Consider the following 19,985-nt stretch of genomic DNA (forward strand, 5'->3'; position numbering starts at 1 on the left):
CGGGCGGAAAGCTCAATTGCCGCTGGAATGTTCGAAGGCGGCGCAGGGGTCATCGCGCACCACGTCCTCGCTGATGTCGACCGCGTCGAAGGTGCCTTCGGGCGCGCCAAAGGTCGCCTCGCCCTGGCCGAAGGCGGCGATGGTCACATCCGGATCGGCCAGTTTCAAAAGCGCGGGCGCGCCCCAGTCGCGGCGGGCGTGGCCGTTACCGGTGATCACCACCACCGGCGCGCCGAAAGCGTCTAGGGCTTGCAGGGCGGCCTGTGCCAGCCGCGCGTCGCGCAGGCGCTGGATATCGACCATCATCGGCAGCATCTCTTCGGGCATGGCGTCGCAGTGGGCGCGCAGTTGCAGCGCCTCGCGCGCCGTCTGCTGGTCGGCGGGCAGCGGATCATCCAGGCCAAAGCGCGCGGCCTCATCGCCAAAGACCGCCTGCGTGCCGACCTCCATCACCCGACGTGCTTCGGCCCGTGGCAAGGCCGCACCGTAATAGGCGGCATCGGGGGCGGCGGCGAAGATCGGGTAATACATCGCGAAATCGGGCCAGCCGCTGCCGTTCCAGCCCAGGGCCTGTTCCAGTGCCGCTTTGTCACCGATCAGATCGGGGGTGATCCGGCCTGCCTGATCCGGCGTCAGCATCTCGAACACCAGCGCCGTCGGGGCGATGTCGGCCACCAGCTCGGCCTGGCGCGCGTGATGCGCCGGGTTGTCGTGCTGTTCGCCCAGAAACACCACATCGCGGCCTGCAAAAACGCCCCCGTCAGCAAAAGCTGCGGGGGCGATGATCAGGGTCAGCAGGCAGAAAAGCCGTCTCACAGAAAGGCATGAACCTCGCGCGATTGCGATTCCAGCGTCTTGCGCATCTTGGCGAATGCCGCCGCCTCAAGCTGGCGGACACGTTCTTTCGACAGGCCCAGCTCATTGCCTAGGCTTTCCAGCGTCCGGCCCGCATCACGCAGCTTGCGCTCGCGCACGATGAACCGTTCGCGGTCGTTCAGCGCGTTCATCGCCACGAGCAGCCATTCGCGCAGCTGATCGGTGTCATGGCTGTTCTCGACAATCTCAGCCGCCTGCGCGCCGTCATCCTCGAGCGCGTCGATCCATTCGCGGCCCTCATCCTCGACCGATTGAGTGGCGTTGAGCGAATAGTCGGAACCGGACAGCCGCCCTTCCATCATCTCGACATCATGCAGCGGCACGCCGATCTCGGTCGAGATCATCTGGCGCAGCTGGTGCCGGTCAAGGCTTTGCCCTTCGGCGGCCGCTTCGCGTTCGAGACGCGCCTGCACACGCCGCATGTTGAAGAACAACGATTTCTGAGACGAGGTGGAGCCGGTGCGCACCATCGACCAGTTGCGCATCACGTAGTCCTGAATGCTCGCCTTGATCCACCAGACGGCGTAGGTCGAAAAGCGCACCCCGCGATCGGGATCGAACTTGTCGGCGGCCTTCATCAGGCCAAGCCCCGCTTCCTGGATCAGGTCGTTCATCGGCGCGCCGTAGCGCTTGAACTTGGATGCCATGGAAATGGCAAGGCGCATGTAGGCGGTGATCAAGCGGTGAAGGGCGGCCTCGTCCCGTTCGTCGCGCCAGGCGTAGGCCAGTTTCAATTCGGTTTCCGCGTCCAGCAATTCGGCCTTCATGGCCCGGCGCGACAATGTCTGGTCGTTAAATCCGTCAAGTGCCATGAGCGCTCCCCAGCTTAGCTTCGGTGTCGGATTATCTTTCCGTCTACCTTCACCTACGCGGGGGCAACGCAGCCGGATCACATTTGGTTGCAAAAAAATATGGATTTGCGACCCGCCTTTGTCATGATCCATCAGCGGCGATGATCGCAAAGCTCACAAAATTGCGTTGTGCGGGCGCTGGCGGGTTGGATAAACCCTTGGCGAAAGGAGCCCTGGCCATGTCCTACACGCTTTATCTGGGCGATTACGCCTATTCCAGCTGGTCACTGCGGGCCTGGCTGCTGTTTCGCCGGTTCGACATCGACACGGCCATCACGCTGCTGGATTTCCACGCCGCGACGGTGGCCGACCAGATGGCCCAGGTGCCCCCCGCCCGCACGGTGCCGACGTTGGTCACGGGCGAGGGCACGGTGATCTGGGACAGCCTCGCCATCGCCGAGGAACTGGCCAGCCGCCACCCCAAAGCGGGGCTCTGGCCCGAGGACCCGGCAGCGCGCGCAACGGCGCGGGCGCTGGCCTGCGAGATGCATTCAGGTTTCGCGGCCCTGCGCAGCCATTGCCCGATGAACCTGCGGCTGGCCTACGTTGATTGCGCCGCCCCCGCCGAGGTCGCGGCGGATCTGCGGCGGATCGAAACGCTCTGGTCCTTTGCGAGGGAGCGGTTCGGGGGCGATGGCCCGTGGCTTTGCGGGCGTTATTCGGTGGCGGATGCGTTCTTTGCGCCGGTGGCGGCGCGCATCGCGGGCTACGGGCTGACGGTGAACACGGTGGCGGCGGACTATGTCGCAGCGCACCTGGCCGACTCGGCGTTCCGCCGCTGGCGCGCGATGGGGCTGGTGCGGGGCAGCGATCTGGCGCGCTATGCCAAACCCTACGAGACGACGGCCTGGCCCGGACCGCAGCCGCTGGCGGCGCAGGCGGTCGAGAGCGGCCCGTCCGAGAACACCGCCTGCCCCTATTCCGGCGATCCGGTGACGCATTACCTGACGATGGACGGGCGGACGTTCGGATTTTGCAACGCCTTCTGCCGGGACAAGACCGTGGCGGATCCAGAGGCCTGGCCCGCCTTCATGGCGCTGGTGGCGCGCGAGGCGTAAGGCGGCTGCGTTTCGCACGCGAAACAATTGACCGTACGATCAAAGGGTTAAGCGGCGTTAACCCTGCCGCCGCCCTCCCCCGCCCTAGCCTTCCTGCGCCCGTTCCGCGCCTTCGGCGATGGCGTCGCGCAACTTGCGTTCCAGCGCCTTCTGCTTGGACGGGGTGAAGTATTTCAGCCCGAACATGTCCTTGACGTAAAAGGCATCGACCACCTGTTCGCCGTAGGTCGCGATCACCGCCGAGGCGATGTAGACATGCGCATTGGCCAGCGTCCGCGTGAGGTCATAAAGCAGGCCGGGCCGGTCGCGGGTGTCGACCTCGATGATCGTGTAGATCTCTGACCCCTCGTTGTCGAAGGTGATCGAGGTCGGGACCTTGAACTGGCGTTCGCGCTTCTTGATCTTGTCGCGCGATTTCATGGCCTCGCGCGCCACGACCTCGCCCTTCAGGGTCTTGCGGATGGTTTCGCGCAGGCGCGGGATGCGGATGGAGTCGTAAGGGCTGCCGTCGGCATCCTGTATCCAGAAGGCGGCGGTGGCATAGCCGTCCTTTGACGTATAGGTGCGCGCGTCCACAACGTTGGCCCCGACCAGCGCCAGCGCCCCGGCAAGCCGGGAAAAGATGCCGGGATGGTCCTGGAGTGCAAAGCAGACGCGGGTGGCATCGCGATCCTCGTCCGGGTGGATGTCGATCTTGATCTCGTCCGGGGTGATGTCGCGCAGCAGGTGGGCAAAGACCACGTGGGCCGTGACATGCAGCCCCTGCCAGTAGGTCGGATAATGGCGCTGCTTTTCGATGCGCAGGTCCTTGCCGTCCCAGTCGGGCAGCGCATCGTGCAGCAGGCGCTTGGCCTCGGCGCCGCGGCGTTCGCGGTTGAGCGCCTCCATCCCGCCTTCGAGCGCCTTGCGGGTCTGGCGGTAGAGCGCGCGGATAAGCGCCGCCTTCCAGTTGTTCCAGGTGCCGGGGCCGACGCCGCGGATGTCGCAGACGGTGAGCAGCAGAAGAAGATCCAGCCGTTCGCGGGTCTGCACCGCCTTGGCGAAATCGCGCACCGTGCGCGGATCGGCGATATCGCGTTTCTGCGCCATGTCCGACATCAACAGGTGATGGCGCACCAGCCATTCCACCGTCGCGCATTCGGCCGGTTTCAGCCCCAGTCGCGGCGCCACCTTGCGGGCGATCTGCGCGCCCAGCACGGAATGATCCTCGTCCCGGCCCTTGCCGATGTCGTGCAGCAGCAGCGCCACATAGAGCACCTTGCGGTTGATCCCTTCGCGCAGGATCGAGGTGGCGACGGGCAGTTCCTCGACCAGTTCGTCATGCTCGATCTCGCTCAGATGCCAGATGCACTGGATGGTGTGTTCGTCCACCGTGTAGTGGTGATACATGTTGAACTGCATCATCGCGACAATCGGCTCGAACTCGGGGATGAAGGCCGACAGCACACCGAGTTCGTTCATGCGCCGCAGCGCCCGGTCGGGGTTGCCGTGCTTGAGCAGCAGGTCCAGGAAGATGCGCTGCGCTTCGCGGTCATTGCGCATGCCGTCGTCGATCAGGTGCAGGTTGCCCGCCACCAGGCGCATCGCCGACGGGTGGATCAGAAAGCCGGTACGCAAAGCCTCTTCATAAAGCCGTAGGATGTTCATCTTGTCGGCCAGAAAGGCGGCGTCGTCGCTGATCGCAAGACGGTTGTGGATCACTTCGAAGCCGTCCTTGACCTTGGGGGTGCGCTTGAACATCCGCATCAGCAGCGGCGCGTCCTTGGTCTGGTCCGCCTCGAGCGAGGTCAGCACGATCCGCGTGAGGTCGCCAACGGATGTGGCGTGGCGGAAATAGTGCTGCATGAAAATCTCGACGGCGCGGCGACCGCCCTTGTCGGTGTAGTTCAGCGCCTCTGCCACCTCGACCTGAAGATCGAAGGTCAGCTGCTCCATCGGGCGGCCGGCGATCAGGTGCAGATGGCAGCGCACCGCCCAGAGAAAGGATTCCGCCTTCACGAAGGTGGCGTATTCCTCGGGCTCGAACACGCCCAGACGGACAAGGTGTTCGGCATCCTGGGCGTGGTGGACGTATTTCGTGATCCAGTAGAGCGACTGCAGGTCGCGCAGCCCGCCCTTGCCTTCCTTAACATTGGGTTCGACCATGTAGCGCTGGCCGCCCTGCTTTTCATGCCGGGCGTCGCGTTCGGCGAGCTTTGCCTCGACAAAGTCGCGTTCGCTGCCTTCGAAGAGATCCTTCTGAAGCCGCTTCGCGAACTGCTCTGACAGCGGTTCATGCCCGGTCAGGAAGCGGTGTTCCAGCATCGCGGTGCGGATGGTGTAATCCTCGGCCCCGAGGCGGATGCAGTCCTTGATGGTGCGCGAGGAATGGCCGACCTTCAGCTTCAGATCCCAGAAGACATAAAGCATCGATTCAATGACGTTCTCGGCCCACGGGGTGATCTTGTAGGGCGTCAGGAACAGCAGATCGACATCGGAGAACGGTGCCATCTCGCCGCGGCCATAGCCGCCGACAGCCATGACGGCGATCTTTTCGCCCTCGGTCGGGCTGGGACGGCGGTGCAGGCGTTCGGTCGCCACGTCCCAGGTCAGGGTGACAAGGCAGTCGGTGATCCAGGTGTAGGCGCGGATGGCTTCGGGCGCGTCATACGGACGGGCCACCAGGGATTTGGCAATGAGCGCGCGCCCGGCGTCGCGGGCCGCGCCCAGAATCGGCACGGTCGCGGCGCGCACGGCGCGTTCGTCCTTTGCCTCTTCCAGCGCGGTCCAAAGCTCCGCGCGGACGGTCTCACGGTCGAAGATGTCGGTGGCCGGAGCGATCAGCCGCTCCGGCAATTGGATCGGTGTCGCCGGTTCAGAAACCAGCGCCGCTGAAACTTCTCGGGGCAGGGTCAATGATCACCACCTGGTTGTTGCGCACGGTCGCGATCGCCAGCCCACGTTCATTGGTGCCATCGGACAACAGGCGGAATACACCGCCCGTTCCCTGAAAACCAGCCGATTGGGTCAGCGCCCGCCCGGTCAGCGCATCGCGGCGGCCCTGGCCCACCAGCGCGCCGATGGCGGCGATGCCGTCATAGCCAAGCCCCGCCAGTTCGTGCGGCGCCGATCCGTAGGCGGCGGTGAAGCGGCTTTCAAAGCTGCTTTGCGCGGCCCGGTTGGGCATCGTGAACCAGCCGCCCTGGATGCCCGGCAGGTTGAAGCCGTCCGAACGTGCATCCCAGCGCGACAGGCCCATGTACTGGGTCGACGCCGGGCTGATCCCTTTTTCCGGGGCCAGTTGCAGCACCACAGACAGCCCGCCGGCCCAATCGTCGGTCAGGATGAGCGATTGCGCGTCCTGCTGCGCCATAACGGCCTTGATCCGCTCAAGAGCGGCGGACAGGCTTTCGGTGGTCAGATCATAGGCTTCGGTTCCGACCACGGTTGCGCCTGAACGGGCGGCGGCCGATTGCACGGCGTTGCGGCCGACCTGGCCCGGAACATTGTTCGTATGCAGCACCGCCACGCGGCCTTTGCCCTGCCCCGCTGCGTATTTCAGCAGCCGGTCCGCACTGTTCGCGAAGGTGTTGCCCAAGATGAAGACGTTGCCGCCGGCAATGCCGGGCGTGTTGGAAAAGCTCAGAACGTTGATGCCTTCATCGGCCACCGCGACGCCTGCGGCGTTTGCCGCCTCGCCGAAGAGCGGGCCAAGGATGATCTTGGCGCCGTCATCCACGGCGCGCTGCGCCTGCGCGGCGGCGGTCGAGGCCGAACCGGCGGTGTCGTAGACCTGCAGATCGATCTGCACACCGTCAAGGTCGGCCACCGCCAGACGGGCGGCGTTTTCCAGGCTGCGCGCCACGACGCCCGCGCCGGGATCGGATTTCGGCACCAGCAGGGCGACACGCACCGGCGCGTTGGTATCGACGCTCGGCCCGCCGGAACCGGCCAGACCGCCGATCATGCTGGCGTCGCAGGCGGCCAGCCAAAGCAGTGAGGATACTGCGACGACACGGGTCATCGCCTTGCGGGCAGAGGACAAAACGGCAAACATGGACGGAAGCTCCCTCGTTGTCGGGCGCGGCATCTGGCACGCGCTGCAATTGCGGGCGATCATAGACGAGGAGGGAGACGGGTCCAGTGGTGAATCGGGAAACGGGCAGATTGACGCCGGGTCTTTATCTGGTGGCGACGCCGATCGGGAATGCCCGCGACATCACACTGCGGACTCTGGACATCCTGGCCAGCGCCGATGTGCTGGCGGCCGAGGACACGCGCAGCCTGCGGCGGCTGATGGAAATCCACGGCGTGCCGCTCGGCGACCGGCAGGTGCTGGCCTATCACGATCACAACGGCGCGCGGATGCGGCCGCGGCTGCTGGCCGAGCTGGCGGCGGGCAGATCGGTGGCCTACGCGTCCGAGGCGGGCACGCCGATGATCTCGGACCCCGGATTCGACCTGGTGCGCGGCGCGCGCGACGGCGGCTGGCCGGTGACGGCGGCACCGGGCGCTGCGGCGGTGATCACGGCGCTGACCATCGCGGGCCTGCCCACCGACCGGTTCCTGTTCGCGGGGTTCCTGCCCAATGCCAAGGGCGCACGGCGGGCGGGCCTGAAAGAGCTGGCGGCCACCCCCGCGACGCTGGCGTTCTACGAATCGCCCAAGCGGCTGGCGGCGATGCTGGCGGATGCCGCGACGATCCTCGGGCCGGACCGCCCCGCCGCGGTTTGCCGGGAACTGACGAAGAAGTTCGAGGAGGTGCGCAGCGGCACCCTGGCGGAGCTTGCCGCGGAACTGGCGGACCAGCCGGTCAAGGGCGAGATCGTGGTGCTGGTGGGCCGGGGTGCGGCGCCCGAGGCCACGGCGGACGAGGTCGACGCGGCCCTGCGCGAGGCGCTGAGCACCCTGTCGGTGCGCGACGCGGCGGACCAGGTGTCGAGCGCCCTGGGCCTGTCGCGGCGCCCGATCTACCAGCGCGCGATGGCGCTGCGGGCGGAGGGGGATTAATCGAATCTTAGTGTTTCTGGCAGAGGCTTGCGGCATGAGCTGTCAACTTGCCTTTGATTTCGATGCGGCAACGCCCGCCCTGCCCGATCCGCAATCGGCGCGGCGCGCCCGTGGGGCGCTTGGCTATCACGCGGGCATGGCGGCCGAAGAGGGTGTGATCCGCACCTATGCGCGGCGCGGCCACGCCTGTCTGCACCAGCGCTGGCGCGGCACGGCCGGGGAAATCGACCTGATCCTGCAAGACGGCGTCGGGCTGATCTTCGTCGAGGTCAAGAAAAGCGACAGTTTCTCGCGCGCGGCGGAACGGCTGGGCCCGGCACAGATGCGGCGGCTGTGCGCCGCGGCTGAGGAATTCGCCGGAACGCAGCCGCTGGGGTCACTCACGGATATGCGATTCGACGTGGCGCTGGTGGACAGCACGGGGGCCGTGCGCATTCTTGAAAACGCGCTTTTGGCGGCGTGACCGGCACGCCGCGGACCGGGCAGGTTCGCACGCCCTGAACCGCGCAGGGTACGGCACCCGCCGACGACCGGTCATTGCACCAGCCCGCACCATGCGCCATGTATCAGGCGACATTGCGGAGTGTGCCCATGAAAATCGCCTTTCAGATGGATCCGATCGGTCCGGTCAACATCAATGCCGACAGCAGCTTCCGGCTGGCCGAAGAGGCCCAGGCGCGGGGACACGAGCTGTTCTACTACACCCCCGATCATCTGGCCTATGAAGAGGGTCGGATCACCGCGCGCGGCCAAAGCCTCAAGGTGCAGCGGGTCGAGGGCGACCATGCCATCCTGGGCGAGATGCAGCATGTGGACCTGAGCGACTTCGATGTCGTCTGGCTGCGCCAGGACCCGCCCTTCGACATGCACTACATCACCACCACCCACCTGCTGGACCGGCTGGCGCCCGGCACGCTGGTGGTGAACGACCCGTTCTGGGTGCGAAACTATCCCGAAAAGCTGCTGGTGCTGACCTTTCCGGACCTGACCCCGCCCACCACCATCGCCCGGGATCTGGAGACCATCCGCGCCTTCAAGGCCAGGCATGGCGATATCATCGTCAAGCCGCTGTACGGCAATGGCGGCGCGGGGGTGTTCCGGCTGGACGAGAACGACCGCAACCTCAGTTCCCTGCACGAGCTTTTCACCGGCTTCAGCCGCGAGCCGCTGATCGCGCAGAAATACCTGCCCGCGGTGACCAAGGGCGACAAGCGGGTGATCCTGGTCGACGGCGAGCCGGTGGGCGCGATCAACCGTGTGCCCGCCAAGGGCGAGGTACGGTCGAACATGCATGTGGGCGGGCGGCCCGAAAAGGTCGAGATGACCGAACGCGACCTTGAAATCTGCGCGCGGATCGGGCCGCTTTTGAAGGAAAAGGGCCAGGTTTTCGTCGGGATCGACGTGATCGGTGAGTATCTGACCGAGATCAACGTGACCTCGCCAACCGGCATTCAGGAGCTTGAGCGGTTCGACGGCATCAACGTCGCCGCAAAGATCTGGGAGGCGATCGAGGCGCGCCGCGCATGAGCTGGCGGCTGGGCCTGACCAACGCGGTGCTGCGCCTGCTGGCGAAACCGCATCTGGCCCGCACCCCCGGCCCGGCAGAGGCAGAGCGTGATCTGCGCCGGTCGACGCGGCTTTTCATGCGCCAGCCGCCGTTTCTGAGGCACATCAGCCGCGACGGACTGCACTGGATCTGCGCCGGGACCTGCGCACCGGGCAAGGTGATCCTGTACTTTCACGGCGGCGGCTATGTCTCGGGCTCTCCGCTCACCCACCAGGGGCCGCTGGGGCGGCTGTCGAAACTGGCGGGGGTCGAGGTCTGCGCGCCGGTCTACCGGTTGGCGCAGGAGGCGCCGCTTCCCGCGGCGTTCGACGATGCGGTGGCGGCCCATGACCGCGTGCGCGCCTTGGGATATGCGCCAGACGACATCGTGCTGGGCGGCGATTCCGCCGGGGGCGGGCTGGCGCTGGCGCTGCTGGCGCATTGTTGCGCCATAGCGGAACCGCCGCGCGCCGCCTTTGCCTTTTCACCCTGGACCGACCTGTCCCGGACCGCGCCGAGCCTGGCAGAGAACGCCCGCGCCGATCCGTTTCTGCCGGTGGATCGGATTTCCGAGCTGATCGACATCTGCCTTGGCGATCACGATCCGCGCGACCCGCGCGTGTCCCCGCTTTATGCCGACTTTCCCGGCGCGCCGCCGGTGCTGCTGCACGTGGCCGAAAGCGAGATCCTGCGCGACGACACCCTGCGCATGGCCCGACGGCTGGAGCAGTTCGGCGCAAAGGTGACGCTCGACACCCTGCCGCACGCGCCGCATGTCTGGCCGCTTTTCGACGGCTGGTTCCCCGAGGCGCGCGCCAGCCTGCGCCGCACTGCCGCCTTCATTCAGGACTCCTTCGCCGACACCAGCCGGTAGCTCAGCGCCTCGGCCACGTGGGGGCGGCGCACGGCATCGGACCCTTCAAGGTCGGCGATGGTCCGCGCGACCCGCAGCACCCGGTGATAGCCGCGTGCCGACAAGCCAAAGCGGTCCGCGGCGCGCAGCATCAGATCGCGGCTTTCAGCGTCGAGCGCGGCCATGTCCTCAAGCACCGGACCTTCGGCATCGGCGTTCGTGCGCATGGTCGCGTGATTGCTGAACCGCGCCGCCTGCCGGTCGCGCGCCGCGGCAACCCGGGCCGCGACGGTGTCGGACCCGTCGCCCGAGGGCGGCAAGTCGAGATCGGTGAAGGCCACCGGCGGCACCTCGATCCGCAGATCGAACCGGTCCATCAGCGGGCCCGAGATGCGGCCCAGGTAATCCTCTCCGCAGATCGGCGCCCGCGAACAGGCGCGGGCGGGGTCCGACAGGTAGCCGCATTTGCAGGGGTTGGCGGCGGCCACCAGCATGAAGCGGCAGGGGTATTTGATATGGGCGTTGGCGCGCGCGATCATCACCTCGCCGGTCTCGATCGGCTGGCGCAGGGTTTCCAGCACGGTGCGTGGAAATTCGGGAAATTCATCCATGAAGAGCACGCCGTTGTGCGCCAGGCTGATTTCGCCCGGTTGCGCGCGCCTCCCGCCGCCGACGATGGCGGCCATCGACGCGGTGTGGTGCGGTTCGCGGAACGGGCGTTGACGGGAAATGCCGCCTTCGTCCAGAAGCCCGGCCAGCGAATGGATCATCGAGGTTTCCAGAGCCTCTATCGCCGACAGCGGCGGCAGGATGCCGGGCAGGCGCGCGGCGAGCATGGATTTGCCCGACCCGGGCGCACCCACGAACATCAGGTGATGCCGGCCGGCGGCGGCGATCTCGAGCGCGCGCTTGGCCTTTTCCTGGCCCTTGACGTCGCGCAGGTCGCGGCCCGGCGGGCCGGGCAGCACCTCGCCCGGGGCGCAGGGGGACATGACCGCCTGGCCCGAGAAATGCCGCACCAGATCAACGAGGCTGGCCGCGGCGAGCACGGTGCAGGCCCCGACCCAGGCGGCTTCTGCCCCCGAGGCGCGGGGGCAGAGGAGTGCGCGGTCGCCTTCGGCGGCGGCCATCGCGGCGGGCAGCGCGCCCACCACGGCAACCAGCGATCCGTCGAGCGACAGTTCGCCCAGCGACAGGGTCTGCGCGATGGCGTCGGGCGGGATGATGTCGAGCGCCGCCAGCAGGCTGAGCGCGATGGGCAGGTCGAAATGCGAGCCTTCCTTGGGCAGATCGGCGGGCGACAGGTTGATGGTGATCCGCTTGGACGGCAGGGCGATGGCCATGGACGACAGCGCCGTGCGCACGCGGTCACGCGCCTCGGACACGGCCTTGTCCGGCAGGCCGACGATGGAAAACGCGGGCAGCCCCGGCGTCACGGCGCACTGCACCTCGACCGGGCGGGCCTCTACCCCCTCGAAGGCAACCGTGTAGGCATGCGCAACCATGCAACCCCCTTACCTGACCCCGGGTGTCAGCATTCGCCGGGCATGGTTAGAAATTGGTTAACGGCGGGATTGCGGACCGCCGCCTGCCCTTTCGCCGCAACTGCCCTATGATCAAGGGGAATCGCACCGTCCCGGGGGGATCTTCATGCGGCACATCCTGCGGCTGACGCTGAAATGGCTGATCCTCGCGCTGCTGGGGCTGACGCTGGTTGCCTGCGCGCTGCATCTGTCCAATTCCGAAGATGCGGCGCTGCCCGAGCCGCCCGAGGACAGCCTGCGCATCGCCACCTACAACGTGCATTATATCCTGCTCAACCAGCAGACCGGCGACTGGTCGGTGGGAGACTGGGACCGGCGCAAGGGGCCGATGGATGCGGCGTTCAAGGCCGTCAACGCCGATGTCATCGCCTTTCAGGAGATGGAGAGTTTTGCCCGCGGCTCCGACGGGTCGGTCAATTTGACGCTGGATTTCCTGCTGGCGCAGAACCCCGGATACGCGGCGGCGGCGGTCGGGGACTGGCGGGAATTCCCGTCGACGCAGCCGATCCTTTACCGGCGCGCGGCGTTTCGGGTGGCCGATCAGGGCTGGTTCTTCTTTTCCGACACGCCCGACGTGATCTATTCGCGGACCTTCAACGGCTCCTACCCCGCGTTCGCGTCCTGGGCGCGGTTCGTGCCCCTGGACGGCGGGCCTGCGTTCTGGGTGATGAACGTGCATTTCGAATACAAGAGCGGCTCGAACAGGCTGTTGTCGGCCGAGCTTGTGAACCGCCGAATCGCCCCGATGATCGCGAGCGGTGAGCCGGTATTCCTGGTCGGTGATCTGAACGCGCGGCTGGGGTCAAAGACCATGGAAACGCTGGAGGCGACCGGCATCGCCTTTGCGGATGTGCCGGGATCGACCTATCACTTCAACCGCGGGCTGAACCTTTTCGGTGCGATCGACCACCTGGGCTATATCGGTGCGACGCCGGTGCAGGGGCCGCTGGTGCTGCAACGCCAGTTCGGCGGTGAATGGCCCAGCGATCACTACCCGGTCTTCGCGGATTTTCGTCTTCGGTAGATAAGCGCCTTCAAGCGGATGTGCGAGCGATCCGGCCTGCCGGGCCGGAGCGGCGGGCCGGGGTCTGCCGCTGCAACGCTGCCGCCTCTCGATTTATCCCTCCGCCCCGCGAGACGCGGAAACGCAGTAAGCGCATAGACGCAGCGGCAGGCCGCGGGACGGCCGGCCGCTCTGGCTTGGCGGCGCGCCGGGCGCGCCTTGATTCCAAGCCAAGAGATTTCTCAGTTTTTCCGGGCCGGAGCGGCGGATCGGGGTCAGGAGAGGCCCCGCAGCGCCGTGACCAGCCGTTCGGAATTGAACGAGGACGGCTCGTAATCAAGGTTGCCGCTGTCGTTCAGAAACACCCGCAGCACCATGGCGTTGACGTAGCAGACCACGCCGTCGCCCGAACATTTGGCGGTGGTGCTGGCGGGTACGGTCACGGTGACGTTGCCCGCGACCTGATCGACGATGGAAAACGACGCGGTGCCGCCTGCGGACTGGTCGAGCCTGATTTCCTCTTCGGAGGCGCGGATTTCATCGGTCAGCACCACGAACCGGTATCGGCTGCGGTCGCCGGTCACGTCGGCGATGCGCCAGGCGCGAAAGGCGTTCACGCCGCTGGCCTGAAGCGCCTTGTAGGCGTCGGAGATGCCGCTGTGGACTTGGGTGCTGTTCACCCGCACCGCATCCTTGACGACAAAGGACAGGTCATCGCGGATTTTCGACGCGATGGCGGCGCTGGCCTGGTCAGACAGCGTGGCCGACGACGAGATCTGCACGCCCCGGACCGACGTCGCCTCGAGTTGAACGGGCTGTGTGGGGGCGGCGGTTCCGAGCGGGATTTCGCTTTGCAGGGTGACAAGGCTGTTGTCCTCGGCATCCCAGAGCAGCAGCCGCCCGGCAGAAAGCGCACCGGAATTGCGATAGCCCAGGCTGGTGCGGGCGTAGTCGAGGTTCACCGCGGCGCGGGCCGTGGGTTGCACCGGCTCGCAGGCGGGCAGGAGCAGGAACAGAAGCGGAAGAAGGGCAAGGCGCATGGAATGATCCTGAGACAATGATTCGGAAAAATTTGAATGGAATGACGGCATGATCTTACCCCAAGAGCCGCCGGGACCGGCTGAAAAAATGTCTCAGGGTGGCATTCGGGCGGCGGACCGCCCGCGCAGCGGGTGGGACTGTCAGGTCAGATGCCAGATGGACTCGGTCGCCGGGACGCGGCCCTTGAGCCCCTCGGCCAGCGCGTCGGACCACAGTTTGCGGATGTCGTAGTGCGCGCCGTAAACCCGCGCGACCTCGGCCGCATCCACCGAAAACGGCGGGCCGTCCATCAGGCCTTGATCGTATTCCAGGCAGATCAGCAATTGCGGCGCGCCGCCCGTGATCCGGTGCAGATGCGGCGCGTAGCGGCTGCGCATGTCCGGGGGCAGCGCGATGAGCGCGGCACGATCATACGTGGCATCGACCGCGCCCAGCAGATCCGCGCCGAGGTCGAAGATATCGCCGACGAAGATGTCGATGCCGGGGGCACCGAAGCGGTCCAGACTACCCTGCGACGTGATCTCGGGCGTGGCCCCCAGATCCTCGAACAACTGCTCGACCGCCAGGCGGCTGAGTTCGGCCCCGACGACGCGATGCCCGCGCGCCAGGAGCCAGGCGATGTCCCGGGTCTTGCCGCAGAGCGGGACAAAGACGCGTGCGCCCTGCCCCAGCCCCAGCGCATCCCAATGCGCGACCATCGCGGCGTTGCCGGAGCGTTCGTGAAAACCGATCTGGTTTTCCTGCCAGCGCTGATGCCAGAAACCGGCGTCCATGGGATGCCCCTTTTATGGATGTGCCGTGGCCGGGCTGCCTGCCTTGCGCAGCACTAGAAAGGTCATCATGCCAAACGGCGGCAGGGTGTCTTTCTTGGTCACCCGCAGGGTCGGTTCGCCCAGAACCGCCTGGATCGAAAAATCCGAATGCCACCCCAATAGGTTGGCGAACGGCGCGGTCAGCTTTTCGATTTTGGCAAGGGCGCCCTGATCGCTGGCAAAGTGGTTGGTGATCACGATTTCGCCGCCCGGTTTGCAGACTCGCGCCATTTCAGCCACCACACGCTCGGGCTCGGGCACGACCGAAACGATGTGCATGGCAACGACCGTGTCGAACTGGTTGTCGGCGAAATCGAGCTTGCGGGCATCCATCTGGCGCAGTTCCGTCACCTGGCTCAGCGACATCTCTTGCACCTTGTCGCGGGCCTTTGCCAGCATCTCGTCGCTGAAATCTATCCCCGTCACGTCAAGGTGGGGCGCGTAGTGCCGCAGTGCGAGCCCGGTGCCCACACCGACCTCGAGCACCTTCGGGCCACCGTTTTCGTTGATGTATTCGACCGCCTTTCGGCGCCCGGGTTTGGTGACGGCGCCGAAGGTCCGGTCGTAGACCGGGGCCCAGCGTGCGTAAGAGGATTTGACTGCGCTGATATCCATGGATTTCCTATGGCTTGGGTTTGGAAGACTTCCCACGCGACAGTAACGCCCAGATGACGCTGACCGTGTAGATGCCGCCAAGCACCAGAAGCGTGGCCCAGAGGTAGGTCAGCAGGGCCGCGATCAGAACCATGACCGCCAGAAGATAGAACTTCGCGCGGTCGCGCGAAATGACAAGGGTCTTGAACGAATAAGTGGGAATCTTGCTGATCATCAGCAGGCCGATCACCACCATGTAGGCCGCAATCGCCATCGGCGGCACCGGCCCCATTTCGGGAAACAGGAAGGTCACGTACATCGGCACCATGACAAGGATCGCGCCCGCGGGCGATGGGACCCCTTCGAAAAAGGCGTTGTCGGGTTTCACCGCCCCTTCGGCGGATGCGGTCTTGTTCATCACGTTGAACCGCGCCAGCCGCAGCACGCAGCACACCACGTAGACCAGCACAGCGATCCAGCCGGCGCTTGGCAGTCCCTCTTGGAAGAAGGCGACATAGACGATCAGCGCGGGAGCGAGGCCGAAGTTGCCGAAATCGGCAAGCGAATCCAGCTCGGCCCCGGTGAGCGACTGCCGCTTGAGCAGCCGCGCCATGCGCCCGTCGAGCCCGTCCAGAACCGCCGCCAGAAGGATAAGCTGCACCGCCCTTTCGAACGCCTGTTCGAAGCCGAAGCGAATCGCCGTCAGCCCGGCCACGATCGCCGCCATGGTGATCAGGTTGGGCAGCAGATCGATGATCCGCATGTGCGAGTGGCGTTTGACCGGTTCGTCGCTCATCAGTCGTCCCGCCCCAGCCGGGCGCCTTCGGCGCTGGTGAAATCCGCCAAGACGGTTTCGCCCGCCACCATCGTTTGCCCCAGCGCCACCAGCGGCGCCACCCCGTCAGGCAGGTACACATCGAGCCGCGAGCCAAAGCGGATAAGCCCGAAGCGTTCGCCGGTCCGCATCTGCTGGCCTTCGCTGACAAAGCAGACGATGCGCCGCGCCACCAGCCCGGCGATCTGCACCACCGCCAGCTCTTGCCCGTTGGGCAGGGCAAAGCGCAGCGAATTGCGTTCGTTGTCTTCGCTGGCCTTGTCGAGCGAGGCGTTGAAGAACTTGCCCGGGCGGTAGGCGACCCTGGCCACCGTCCCCGCCGCGGGCGTGCGGTTCACGTGGCAGTTGAAGACGTTCATGAAGATGCTCACCCGCACCAGGGCGGTATCGGGCATGCCCAGTTCCGGCGGCGGCACCGCCCGTTCAATCAGCGACACCACGCCGTCGGCGGGGCTGACCACCAGACCGTCGCGGGTGGGCGTGGTGCGCACCGGGTCGCGGAAGAAGTAGTAGCACCAGACGGTCAGCCCGACGCCGATCCACCCCAGCGGCTCTGCCACAAGGAACAGCGCCAGCGTGATCGCGGCAAAGATGCCGACAAAGCGCCGCCCCTCGGGGTGCATGGGTTTGATGAAGGTGTCGCGCATGCGCATTGCCGGGGGCTCCTGCTGGTCCTGTCCTTCCTCCTATCGTCTGGGGGCACCAAGGTAAAACCCTTATAGCACAGACAGGTTGCTGTCCCGGACGCGGCCCCTTCCCCCTTTGGGCGCGATGCTCTAATCCTGCGGCGGGCGGCATGCCCGCGCAGACCGGAGCCGGAAATGAAGCCCATTCGCCTGATGTCAGGCATCCTTACCGTCGGGTTCTGGACCCTTGCCAGCCGGGTGCTGGGGGTCGCGCGCGAGATCATGATCCTGGCGCTGATCGGGCCGGGTCCGGTGCTCGACGCCTTTGTGGCGGCGTTCCGCCTGCCCAACATGTTCCGCCGCTTTTTCGCCGAGGGCGCGTTCAACGCCGCCTTCGTGCCGATGTTTTCGAAAAAGTACGAGGCGGACGAGGAACCGCTGACATTCGCCCGCGACGCGATGAACGGGCTGGGCTTCGTTCTGCTGGCGCTGTCGGCGCTGGCGCTGATCTTCATGCCCGCGCTGGTCTGGGCGACCGCCGGGGGCTTTGCCGGGTCGGAGCGGTTCGACCTGACGGTGGGGTTCGGGCGGATCGTCTTTCCCTATATCCTTTTCATCTCCATCGCGGCGCTGTTTTCCGGGGCGCTCAATGCCACGGGCCATTTCGCCGCCGCCGCCGCCGCGCCGGTGCTGCTGAACATCTTTGTCATTCTGGCGATGATCGCGGGTCACTATCTGGGCGGCGACGTGGTCATGTGGCTGGTCTGGACCGTGCCGCTGGCGGGCGTCGCGCAGCTGGCGCTGGTCTGGATCGCGGCCGAACGGGCCGGGGTGCGCCTGCGCCCCGGGCGGCCCCGGCTCACGCCCGACATGAAACGGCTGACGGTGGTGGCGATCCCGGCGGCGCTGGCCGGCGGGGTGATGCAGATCAACCTGCTGGTGGGCCAGCAGGTCGCGTCGCATTTCGACAAGGCGGTGGGCTGGCTTTATGCCGCCGACCGCCTCTACCAGTTGCCTCTGGGCGTGGTGGGTATTGCCGTTGGCATCGTGCTGTTGCCCGATCTGTCGCGCAGGCTCAAGGCCGAGGATACCGTCGGCGGCCGCGAGGCGTTTTCCCGCGCCGGCGAGATTTCGCTGGCTCTGACCGTGCCCTGCGCCGTGGCGCTGGTGGTGGTGCCGCTGCCGATGGTTTCGGTGCTGTTCGAACGGGGCGCGACCGGCCCCGACGACAGCGCCGCCATCGCGCTGGCGGTGGCGCTGTACGGGCTGGGCCTGCCGGCCTTCGTGCTGCAGAAGGTGCTGCAGCCGCTGTTTTTCGCGCGCGAGGATACGCGCAGCCCGTTCCGCTATGCGGTGGTGGCGATGCTGGTCAACGCCGCCATCGCCATCGGGCTGGCCCCAGTCATCGGCTGGATCGCCCCCGCCATCGCCACCACGGTCGCGGGTTGGATCATGGTCGCACAGCTGAGCATCGGCGGCCGCCGCTTTGGCGAGGTGGCGCGCTTTGACGCGCGGTTCCGCCGCCGCGCCTGGCGCATTTGCCTGGCGTCGGTGATCATGGGTGTGGTGATGTGGGGAACCCTTGTGCTACTTGGGCCGTTGTTCGCAGTGACCGGCTTGCGCTACCTGGCGCTGCTGGCTTTACTTGTTGTCGGCACGATCAGCTACGGTCTGGCCGGCCAATCCATCGGGGCCTTCCGGCTCTCTGAATTCAGGAACGCACTGCGCAGAAAGCCCCGAATGCAATGACACTGACACCGCTGATCACCGCCGCAGAAGGATTTCCGGCGCTTGAACGCCTTGCCATGTCGGCGCAGGACGAATTGTTCCTGTCCTTCCGCATCTTCGACCCGCGCACCCGGTTGCGCGACCCGCAAGTGCGCGAACGCGGGCTGGACACCTGGGCCGACCTGCTGGCGCTGGTGGCGCAGCGCGGGGTAAAGCTGCGCATGGCGGTGGCGGATTTCGATCCGGTGCTTGCCTCGCATCTGCACCGGCAGGCCTGGACAAACGCATCGGGCTTTGCCGATACGGTGCAGGGCGATGTGCAGATCCTGTGCGCCCCGCACGGCCAGAACGCCGGGACGTTCTGGCGTCTGGTGATCTGGGGCAAGCTGAACCGCCGCCTGCGCGCCCTGCGGTCGGACGATCCCAACCGCCTGACACCGGTGCAGCGCCAAGTGCTGAAATCCGGGCCGATCCTGCGGCCGGTGACGCTGCACCAGAAATGCGCCGTGGCCGACGGCACGCGCTGCATCATCGGCGGGCTGGATGTCAACGAACGGCGCTATGACGACCATGATCACGAGGGCCTGCCAGAAGAGACCTGGCACGATGTCGCGGCCGAAATCCACGGCGATTTCGCCGCCAGCCTGCGCGCCCACCTGGCCGACACGTGGAACGCGGCACTGGCCTGCGGGGCGGCGTCGCTGGCCGACCGCGCGCTGCCCATCGATACCAGCGCCCGCACCCAGTCGCCGGTCGACATGCGGCTGGTGCGCACCTTTTCGGACCCCTGCAACGGGGTCGCGCGCCTGTCCCCCGCGGTGCGCATCACCGAACACGAGGCGGTGCTGCTCAAGGAAATCGGCAAGGCCGAGCGGCATATCTACATCGAGACCCAGTTCCTGCGGCACGCCCCCATCGCCGATGCGCTGGTAAGCGCGGCGCGCCGCGCGGACAATCTGCAACTGGTGATCGTGCTGCCGCCCGAACCCGACCGGGTGATGTTCGACGGCGATACCAACTGGGACGCCCGGCACGCGCAGGGGCTGCAATTGTCGCAGCTGGAAAAGCTGCGGGATGCCTTTGGCGACCGGCTGGCGCTGATCGCGCCGGCGCAGCCCTTCAAAGCACCCGAGGGCAGTGCCGAGGTCTATGGCGCGGGGCCGGTCTATGTGCATTCCAAGGTCACACTGATCGACGACCGGTTCGGGCTGATCGGGTCGGCGAACCTCAACGGTCGGTCGATGCGCTGGGACACCGAGGCGTCGGTGGCGTTCCGCGATCCGGCCACGATCCGCGGGCTGCACGACCGGTTGGCAAGGATCTGGCTGGCCGATCATCGGGGCGACAAGGACATCACGCAGGCCGAGGTCTGGAATGCGGCCGCGAAATCCAACGTCGCCGTCGAGCCGGACCAGCGCATCGGCTTTGCCCTGCCGTTCCCGATGCAGCGGGCGCGCGAGTTTTCGCGCCGCCTGCCTCTCGTGCCGCCGGAGTTCTTCTAGGGCGAGATGCCGCCAGATTGAGTTGCCCGCGAGCAGCCTGAAGCGGACCTTGCGCAACCGGGTAAGGAGCCGCGCCATTGCAGTCGCGTGCGGCTGCGATCAGGTCTTTCCGCGGCGCGCTTTATGG

Annotated in this window: 18 protein-coding genes; 8 read left to right on the top strand and 10 right to left on the bottom strand. The window is 66.4% G+C overall.

Annotated features, from left to right (window positions below; translation table 11 throughout):
- Window positions 1-12: 12 nt before the first annotated feature.
- The gene (locus ACOXXX_RS05025) at window positions 13-816 is read right to left on the bottom strand and encodes a ChaN family lipoprotein (RefSeq protein ID WP_422825462.1); all 804 of its coding nucleotides are present in this window, start codon (window positions 814-816) and stop codon (window positions 13-15) included.
- Complete coding sequence (locus tag ACOXXX_RS05030; protein WP_422825463.1) at window positions 813-1,688, bottom strand: RNA polymerase factor sigma-32; 876 nt, start codon at window positions 1,686-1,688, stop codon at window positions 813-815. Before ACOXXX_RS05030 ends, ACOXXX_RS05025 begins: the two co-directional genes overlap by 4 nt.
- A gap of 218 nt (window positions 1,689-1,906) precedes the next feature.
- On the opposite strand from ACOXXX_RS05030, the gene ACOXXX_RS05035 reads away from it, so the two are divergent.
- Window positions 1,907-2,785 (top strand): glutathione S-transferase N-terminal domain-containing protein, encoded by an 879-nt coding sequence (locus ACOXXX_RS05035; protein ID WP_422825464.1) that lies wholly within the window; start codon window positions 1,907-1,909, stop codon window positions 2,783-2,785.
- Window positions 2,786-2,869: 84 nt separating this feature from the next.
- Here the strand turns inward: ACOXXX_RS05035 and ACOXXX_RS05040 are convergent, their stop codons facing one another.
- On the bottom strand, window positions 2,870-5,680 hold the full coding sequence (locus tag ACOXXX_RS05040) for a [protein-PII] uridylyltransferase (RefSeq protein WP_422825465.1): 2,811 nt from the start codon (window positions 5,678-5,680) through the stop codon (window positions 2,870-2,872).
- Window positions 5,640-6,821, bottom strand: coding sequence for a penicillin-binding protein activator (locus ACOXXX_RS05045; protein ID WP_422825466.1), 1,182 nt, complete (start codon window positions 6,819-6,821; stop codon window positions 5,640-5,642). The genes ACOXXX_RS05040 and ACOXXX_RS05045 overlap by 41 nt, the downstream gene beginning before the upstream one ends.
- A 128-nt stretch (window positions 6,822-6,949) precedes the next feature.
- Between ACOXXX_RS05045 and rsmI the strand changes: the two genes are divergently transcribed.
- From rsmI to ACOXXX_RS05065, 4 genes are all read left to right on the top strand, one after another.
- Complete coding sequence (rsmI, locus tag ACOXXX_RS05050) at window positions 6,950-7,774, top strand: 16S rRNA (cytidine(1402)-2'-O)-methyltransferase (RefSeq protein ID WP_422825820.1); 825 nt, start codon at window positions 6,950-6,952, stop codon at window positions 7,772-7,774.
- Between the two features lie 34 nt (window positions 7,775-7,808).
- Entirely contained in the window at window positions 7,809-8,237 is a 429-nt protein-coding gene (locus ACOXXX_RS05055; RefSeq protein ID WP_422825467.1) for a YraN family protein, read from the top strand.
- A 128-nt stretch (window positions 8,238-8,365) separates the two neighbouring features.
- Window positions 8,366-9,301: a glutathione synthase gene (gene gshB, locus ACOXXX_RS05060; RefSeq protein ID WP_422825468.1), complete on the top strand. Its 936-nt coding sequence runs from the start codon at window positions 8,366-8,368 to the stop codon at window positions 9,299-9,301.
- Window positions 9,298-10,194 (top strand): alpha/beta hydrolase, encoded by an 897-nt coding sequence (locus ACOXXX_RS05065; RefSeq protein WP_422825469.1) that lies wholly within the window; start codon window positions 9,298-9,300, stop codon window positions 10,192-10,194. The genes gshB and ACOXXX_RS05065 overlap by 4 nt, the downstream gene beginning before the upstream one ends.
- On the opposite strand, the gene ACOXXX_RS05070 is transcribed toward ACOXXX_RS05065, so the two are convergent.
- Window positions 10,164-11,678, bottom strand: a complete 1,515-nt coding sequence (locus ACOXXX_RS05070) for a YifB family Mg chelatase-like AAA ATPase (RefSeq protein ID WP_422825470.1) — start codon at window positions 11,676-11,678, stop codon at window positions 10,164-10,166. The genes ACOXXX_RS05065 and ACOXXX_RS05070 overlap by 31 nt on opposite strands.
- Window positions 11,679-11,823: 145 nt before the next feature.
- On the opposite strand from ACOXXX_RS05070, the gene ACOXXX_RS05075 reads away from it, so the two are divergent.
- Complete coding sequence (locus ACOXXX_RS05075) at window positions 11,824-12,741, top strand: endonuclease/exonuclease/phosphatase family protein (protein ID WP_422825471.1); 918 nt, start codon at window positions 11,824-11,826, stop codon at window positions 12,739-12,741.
- Between the two features lie 254 nt (window positions 12,742-12,995).
- Here the strand turns inward: ACOXXX_RS05075 and ACOXXX_RS05080 are convergent, their stop codons facing one another.
- From ACOXXX_RS05080 to ACOXXX_RS05100, 5 genes are all read right to left on the bottom strand, one after another.
- A complete protein-coding gene (locus tag ACOXXX_RS05080; RefSeq protein ID WP_422825472.1) occupies window positions 12,996-13,760 on the bottom strand; it encodes a hypothetical protein in 765 nt (254 codons plus the stop codon).
- Between the two features lie 141 nt (window positions 13,761-13,901).
- Window positions 13,902-14,534 carry a thiopurine S-methyltransferase gene (tmpT, locus tag ACOXXX_RS05085; RefSeq protein WP_422825473.1) on the bottom strand — a complete coding sequence of 211 codons (633 nt, stop codon included), beginning with the start codon at window positions 14,532-14,534 and terminating at the stop codon, window positions 13,902-13,904.
- A 12-nt stretch (window positions 14,535-14,546) separates the two neighbouring features.
- Window positions 14,547-15,188, bottom strand: a complete 642-nt coding sequence (locus ACOXXX_RS05090) for a class I SAM-dependent methyltransferase (protein WP_422825474.1) — start codon at window positions 15,186-15,188, stop codon at window positions 14,547-14,549.
- A 7-nt stretch (window positions 15,189-15,195) separates the two neighbouring features.
- Window positions 15,196-15,963: a CDP-diacylglycerol--serine O-phosphatidyltransferase gene (gene pssA / locus ACOXXX_RS05095; RefSeq protein ID WP_422825475.1), complete on the bottom strand. Its 768-nt coding sequence runs from the start codon at window positions 15,961-15,963 to the stop codon at window positions 15,196-15,198.
- Window positions 15,963-16,655: a phosphatidylserine decarboxylase gene (locus tag ACOXXX_RS05100; RefSeq protein WP_422825476.1), complete on the bottom strand. Its 693-nt coding sequence runs from the start codon at window positions 16,653-16,655 to the stop codon at window positions 15,963-15,965. The genes pssA and ACOXXX_RS05100 overlap by 1 nt, the downstream gene beginning before the upstream one ends.
- A gap of 168 nt (window positions 16,656-16,823) precedes the next feature.
- On the opposite strand from ACOXXX_RS05100, the gene murJ reads away from it, so the two are divergent.
- Together murJ and ACOXXX_RS05110 are read left to right on the top strand one after the other, a co-directional pair.
- Window positions 16,824-18,377 carry a murein biosynthesis integral membrane protein MurJ gene (gene murJ / locus ACOXXX_RS05105; RefSeq protein ID WP_422825477.1) on the top strand — a complete coding sequence of 518 codons (1,554 nt, stop codon included), beginning with the start codon at window positions 16,824-16,826 and terminating at the stop codon, window positions 18,375-18,377.
- Complete coding sequence (locus tag ACOXXX_RS05110) at window positions 18,374-19,858, top strand: phospholipase D family protein (RefSeq protein WP_422825478.1); 1,485 nt, start codon at window positions 18,374-18,376, stop codon at window positions 19,856-19,858. The genes murJ and ACOXXX_RS05110 overlap by 4 nt, the downstream gene beginning before the upstream one ends.
- The last annotated feature ends 127 nt before the right edge of the window (window positions 19,859-19,985 follow it).

It is taken from the genome of Thalassococcus sp. BH17M4-6 (genome assembly GCF_049323015.1).
Lineage (GTDB): Bacteria > Pseudomonadota > Alphaproteobacteria > Rhodobacterales > Rhodobacteraceae > Puniceibacterium.